The sequence below is a fragment of the Alkalibacillus haloalkaliphilus C5 genome (assembly GCF_000269905.1).
Classification (GTDB): domain Bacteria; phylum Bacillota; class Bacilli; order Bacillales; family Alkalibacillaceae; genus Alkalibacillus; species Alkalibacillus haloalkaliphilus_A.
The window spans coordinates 1-6424 of sequence record NZ_AKIF01000158.1 but is presented as its reverse complement, the minus strand read 5'-3'; the positions used below and the strand labels follow the sequence as shown (position 1 = coordinate 6424).

The window sequence follows — 6424 nt, the reverse complement described above, 5'->3', positions numbered from 1 at the left end:
TTTAAATGAGCTTCCACTTCGTACTTCGTCTTTTCCATTACTTTATTTAGTTTTTTAGTTATATCAGTGACAGTTTGTTTCATAAACAATATGTTATACATCGATACTGCTGTAACAGGGGTTTGGACAGAATAATGCTCTTTTAAATCTCGGCTCATTAAACTGACAGGTGGAGGTGTTACTTCCTTACCAACCTTTTCTATTAACTCATCGTTTAACTCTAAATTTTTATTCAAATAGCTAGTCATTAAATTGGCATTTAAACCATGAAACGGTTCACCTACATGAGTTTCTTTTCCATAGCACAGGAAACCAGGAAGTACTTTTCCTAAAGATCCAGTATATAAATACATATTGTCATCTTCAGGGTATTGCCTGAACATTGGCTCACTATTTAAGCAAAGTTTATATTGTAATTCTTCCTCTTCTTGTATATCCTTTAAAACTTCTGTCGCTTTAAGCATGCCCAATGAATTCACTTCCTCATCAGGTACGACGAGTAATAAAATATTACCATCCCATTCACCACGAATCGCTTTCTCTACCATCGATAAATGTAATGCCGTTCCTGCTTTCATATCCATCGTTCCACGGCCAAATAACCAATCTCCGTTCTCAAGGTCACGCTGTGCTTCTTCAGGCAATATGTGTGACTGTTCTTTAAATAAACGAGTTAAATATGTTGGATTAAATGCATAGTCTTTATAAGCACCATAATCTTCCACGTCTACTACATCTATATGACTTAATAGAATGATCGTATCTTGAGCGTCACCATTTTTAACTAATGCTGTTAATACACCTCGTCCATCTTCTAAAGGATGAACATTTAAGTGGTTTGGATTTTGACTAAAATAATCTTCTTTAGCTAGTAAACTTTGTATGTACGTTACTATGTTTAGCTCGTCTTCTTGCCCAGTAATACTATTAAAACGAACTAACTGACACAATAAGTCTGTTAATTGCTGTTTTGATTGCCACTTCATCACAAAAACCACCCCATCTATATATTGACTTTTCAAACGACATACACCACAATCATAACAGAGAATTGAAAGAGGTGTTGGCAATTAATACAAGAATTTTTGCTCATCGAGGTGCAAGTCATTATGCACCTGAAAATACACTACCTGCATTTCAATTAGCAAATGAAATGGGTGCATCTGGAGTCGAATTAGACGTCCAATTAACAAAAGACAACATCCCTGTCATTATTCACGATGAGAACGTCAGAAGAACAACGAATGGTGTTGGCTTTGTTCAAGATTATACCTATGATGATATTAAACAACTCGATGCTGGCAGTTGGTACAATGAACGATTTGCGAACACCACAATACCAAGTTTAGAAGAGTTCCTGAAATGGGTACAGACTACTAATATGACTATCAACCTTGAATTGAAGACGAATGTCATTAATTATGTCCATATAGAAGCAATCGTCAACGAAATGATTGAACACTTTAAATTAGAAGATCGAACCATTTTATCTAGCTTCAACCCAGAAACGATTAGAAATTTAAGCGACATGAATTCTAAAATTGAACGAGCATGGTTAACGCAAATGCGAATTAGAAAAGTTCATTTACTCTTAAACGATATTGGCGCACAAAGTATACATATTAAAACAAGACTATTATCATCCAATATGTTAAAAAGGATTTTACAAGAGAAGATCCCTTACCGCGTCTATACCGTTAATCGTGTTAAAACATTTAAAAAATGTGAACAATTACAGGCTGATGCCATTTTCACAGATCTACCAGACTTACTTAAATAACATTAAATTTCGGAGGCTACTTATGGAAACAAAACTATTCTCCCCAATTACTTTTAATCAAGTAACATTAAAAAATAGAATCGTTATGTCACCAATGTGTATGTACTCTTGTTATGAACAAGACGGCATTGTTACACCTTTTCATATAACACATTATGAAAGTCGTGCAGTAGGCCAAGTAGGCTTAGTGATGTTCGAAGCGTCAGCCGTTCAACCGAATGGTAGAATTTCATATGAAGATTTAGGCATTTGGTCAGATGATCATATTGCAGGATTGAAAAGCGTGACAGACCGAATCCATGCTCACGGAGCAAAAAGTGCTATTCAATTAGCTCACGCTGGACGAAAAGCTGAACTAGATGATCCAATCATCGCGCCATCCGCCCTACAATTAAATGAACGTTTTCAAACACCACATGCTATGACGAAAGATGACATTGCTGAAACGATACGATCTTTTCAACTAGCAGCAGAAAGAGCTCAGAAAGCTAACTTTGATATAATAGAAATACATGGAGCACACGGCTATTTAATTAACCAGTTCCTCTCACCACTGACAAACAAACGTGACGATGAGTATGGGGGTAGCCGTGACAACCGTTATCGCTTTCTTAAAGAAATTGTTGATGCGATTCAAGTAGTGTGGGACGGTCCAACTTTCGTCCGACTATCTACTTCTGAATACCATGAAGAAGGTAATCAACTTGAAGACATCATATATTTTACAAATCAATTGCACGACCAGGGAATAGATTTAATCGATTGTAGCTCAGGCGGTGTCGTACGAGTGAAGATTAATCCTTACCCTGGATATCAAGTTACTTATGCCGAAGCGATTAAACAACAAGCCGAAATTAAAACAGGTGCTGTTGGTCTGATCACTAATGGCATGCAAGCTGAAGAGATCATTCAAAACAATCGTGCAGACTTAGTCTTTATAGGTAGAGAATTGCTTAAAAATCCTTATTGGCCAAAACAAGCTGCAGATGAGTTGCAAACTAATATAACGAGTCCGAAGCAATATCAGGCTGGTTGGCGTTAGATTAAGATTTAGGAGGAAAGACCGTGGACATTACATTTTTAGGAACGGGATCTGGTGTCCCTTCGAAACTAAGAAATGTTTCATCTTTAGTACTAGAAATGCACCAAGAACGAGATGAGGTTTGGTTATTTGACTGTGGTGAAGCAACACAACATCAAATTTTAAACACACCGATTAAACCTCGTAAAATTAATAAAATATTTATAACACACATTCATGGCGACCATATTTTTGGTTTACCTGGATTGCTTAGCAGTCGTTCATTCCAAGAAGGAACATCAACATTAGAGATTTACGGACCAAAAGGCGTTAAAGAATTCATCGAAACGGCCTTATCTGTTAGCCAGACTCACTTAAGGTATACGATTAAATACTTCGAAGTTACAGATGGTGTTTTGTTTGAGGATGAACAAATTAAAGTAACCGCCATGTCACTCGTTCACGGAGTTCCTTCATACGGTTTTTTAATTGAAGAGGCGGATCAAATCGGACCTTTACTCCCATCTAAGTTAAAGGAAAAAGGTGTACAACCAGGACCGATCTTTCAAGAGATTAAAAATAATGAAGTGATAACATTAGATGATGGCACTAAAATTATAAGAGGCGAAGTAACAGGACCTGACATACTAGGTAGAAAGGTTGCAATCTTAGGTGACACACTCCCATTTGATGACGTAATTGAGTTTGTACGTGATGCTGATGTGTTAGTCCATGAAGCAACGTTTACTCATGAAGATGCTAAATTAGCACAACAATATAATCATTCAACAAGTGAACAAGCGGCTAAAATTGCTAAAGAAGCGAATGTTAAACAGTTACTGTTAAACCATATTTCATCACGCTATCAACAAGAGCAACTCCAACAAGAATTAGAACACTTAAAAGAAATCATTAAACATGTCACATATGTTAAAGACTTTGATTCATATGAAGTATTAAAGGAGGGACGTTAATTGACAGAAATTCAAGAGCTAGTTAGTAAGCAGAAATCATTATTTAAAGCTGGCAAAACGATGACGCATACTTTTAGAAACCACCAATTACAAAAATTGAAAGACATGTTAAAACGAAATGAGTCTAACATCTATGACGCTTTAAAAAAAGATTTAAACAAGTCCTCCTATGAAGTGCTCATGACTGAACTTGGCTTTTTATACAATGAGATCGATGAAACGATGAAATATTTACGTGGTTGGATGACACCAGAGAAAGTTAAGTCACCAACAACTCACAAAGGTGCTAAAAGCTATATTTATAAGCAGCCCTACGGCGTAACTTTAATTATCAGCTTGGAATTATCCATTACACTTAGCATTAGCTCCCTTAATTGGTGCAATCGCAGGCGGTAATACGGCTGTTATTAAACCTTCTGAGTTCACTTCTCATACTAGCCAATTAATTGAGAAAATGGTTAAAGAAACATTTGAAGCTAAATATATATCCGTTGTACAAGGTGAAAAAGAAGTGAGTGAAGCGTTACTTGACGAACCATTTGACTACATTTTCTTCACTGGCAGTACACAAGTCGGAAGAAAAGTCATGGAGAAAGCAAGTAAACAATTAATCCCAGTCACACTTGAGTTAGGCGGTAAAAGTCCGTGTATCGTTGATTCTGATGCTAAAATTCAACTTGCAGCAAGAAGAACGGCTTGGGGTAAGTTAATTAATGCTGGGCAAACTTGTGTAGCACCAGACTATTTATTAGTTCATGAAAGCATTAAAGATCAATTTATCGAAGCGTTCAAAAAAGAAGTTGAGCTAATGTACACGGAAAACCCAATCGAGAATGACGATTATACGAAAATCGTTAACGATCAGCATTTTAACCGCTTATTATCGTATTTAGATGGAGAAAATCTCATCTATGGAGGACAATCCGACTCTAGTAAAGAGAAAATTAACCCTACATTAATTGACAGTGTTAACTGGGATTCCGCTATTATGCAAGAAGAGATTTTCGGTCCATTATTACCTATTATGACATTTAATAAATTAGATGAAGTAGTCGATCATGTTGAACATGCTCGTAATCCATTAGCTCTTTACTATTTCTCTGAAAATAGTCAAAAACAAGAATGGGTTATCAAAAACTTATCCTTCGGTGGAGCTTGTATTAATGATACGATTATGCACTTAGGTAACAATAATTTACCTTTTGGCGGAATTGGTACGAGTGGAATCGGAAGCTATCACGGGGTTCATAGTTTCGAAGCTTTTACTCACCGTAAAAGTGTTGTTAAACAAACAACATCTTTCGACTTGTCTTTCCGCTATCCACATTCAAAAATAGCAGAAAAAGTGTTAACTAAAGTGTTTAAAAAGTAATATAGAAATAGCCTTACGTCTGCGATCGTTATAACAGACATAAGGCTATTTTTTACGTTGATTGTTGCTCAAGAAGTCTTTTTGAAAGCTCGTCTTTACTTTCGGTTGTTCATACCCACTTAAATTGACAAAAACATCTTTACCAAATTTACCTTCAATTTGTTCAATTGCGTTATATAATGGTTCTTTTTCAGCTTCTTGTTCATAATTAAAAAGGTCCAATTGCTTAGATACTTCTTCCTTGTGCGAAAGGTGTTGTGCTGTCACGCCGAGCAGTCGTATCGGTTCTTCATTCCAATGTGAATAAAACAAGTCAAGTACAATTTGGTTAATCTGATCTTTATGTTCTACAAAGTCCCTTAACTGGCGACTTCTTGTAATCGTTTTCCGATCATGGTAACGAATCATAATTTGAATGTTTTCCGAAACAACTTGTTTAGCCTTCATACGGTCAGCTACACTTTGACATAATTGACTTAACATTTGTTGAATTTCATTTGAATCGGTTGTGTCAAAAGGAAACGTTTGAGAATTGCCGATACTTTTAAATTCATTAATAGCTTCAGGGTCTACTTCACTATTATCTATACCATTTGCCCTTAAATGGAGTCGTTCACCGTTAACCCCAAGTAAATTTTTAAGTGTTAACACGTTACGTTTTGCTAAATCACCGATTGTTTCTATATCGATTTGTGTTAATTTCTCTTCTGTCTTCTTCCCTACTCCATACATTTCACCTATAGGTAATGGCCACAGTTTTTCTTGTATTTCGCGTTTGCGTAACACCGTAATTCCTAACGGCTTTTTCATATCGGAAGCCATTTTCGCTAGAAATTTGTTCGGTGCAATTCCAATGCTACTAGGTAAATCAAGCTCATCTACTAGCCTTTGTTGAATCCACTCAGCTAATTGAAGTGGGCTATACTCACCACTATAGTCAGTTAAATCCATATATCCTTCATCAATTGAAATCGGTTGGACAAAAGGCGTAATTTCAGACAAGATAGCAAACATATGTTGCGATGCTTCTCGATAACGATTAAAATTCGGCTTTAAGGCGATTAAATTAGGGCAAATATCATAAGCTTGCCATAAAGGCATTGTCGTTTTAACACCTTTAGCCCTTGCTTCATAATTACATGTCACAATGATTCCTTTTCTTTTCTCTGGATCGCCTGCAATAGCAACAGGTTTACCTTTTAACTCAGGTCTATAAGCCGTCTCAACTGATGCATAGAAACTATTCATATCTACATGAAAGATAATTCGGCCTTTTC

The 6424-nt window shown here is 36.2% G+C and carries 5 protein-coding genes and 1 pseudogene; 4 read left to right on the top strand and 2 right to left on the bottom strand.

Annotated features, from left to right (window positions below; all coding sequences use genetic code 11):
- Positions 1–986, bottom strand: a 986-nt coding sequence (locus A194_RS0113695; RefSeq protein WP_017187383.1) for a M20/M25/M40 family metallo-hydrolase, incomplete at its 3' end; no start/stop codon positions are given.
- A 77-nt stretch (positions 987–1063) separates the two neighbouring features.
- On the opposite strand from A194_RS0113695, the gene A194_RS0113690 reads away from it, so the two are divergent.
- The 4 genes and pseudogenes from A194_RS0113690 to A194_RS18575 all read left to right on the top strand — a co-directional run bounded on the left by A194_RS0113690 (position 1064) and on the right by A194_RS18575 (position 5147).
- Positions 1064–1780: a glycerophosphodiester phosphodiesterase gene (locus A194_RS0113690; protein WP_017187382.1), complete on the top strand. Its 717-nt coding sequence runs from the start codon at positions 1064–1066 to the stop codon at positions 1778–1780.
- 22 nt (positions 1781–1802) lie between these two features.
- Complete coding sequence (namA, locus tag A194_RS0113685; protein WP_017187381.1) at positions 1803–2822, top strand: NADPH dehydrogenase NamA; 1020 nt, start codon at positions 1803–1805, stop codon at positions 2820–2822.
- 23 nt (positions 2823–2845) lie between these two features.
- Positions 2846–3775: a ribonuclease Z gene (rnz, locus tag A194_RS0113680; RefSeq protein WP_017187380.1), complete on the top strand. Its 930-nt coding sequence runs from the start codon at positions 2846–2848 to the stop codon at positions 3773–3775.
- A gap of 60 nt (positions 3776–3835) precedes the next feature.
- Positions 3836–5147 (top strand): annotated as a pseudogene (locus tag A194_RS18575) (aldehyde dehydrogenase).
- A 45-nt stretch (positions 5148–5192) separates the two neighbouring features.
- Here the strand turns inward: A194_RS18575 and A194_RS0113670 are convergent.
- Positions 5193–6424, bottom strand: a 1232-nt coding sequence (locus A194_RS0113670; RefSeq protein WP_017187379.1) for a DNA polymerase IV, incomplete at its 5' end; no start/stop codon positions are given.

Bases quoted from the DNA above. Each gene is read 5' to 3' on its own strand.
- namA (WP_017187381.1), top strand. From the start codon at position 1,803: ATGGAAACAAAACTATTCTCCCCAATTACTTTTAATCAAGTAACATTA.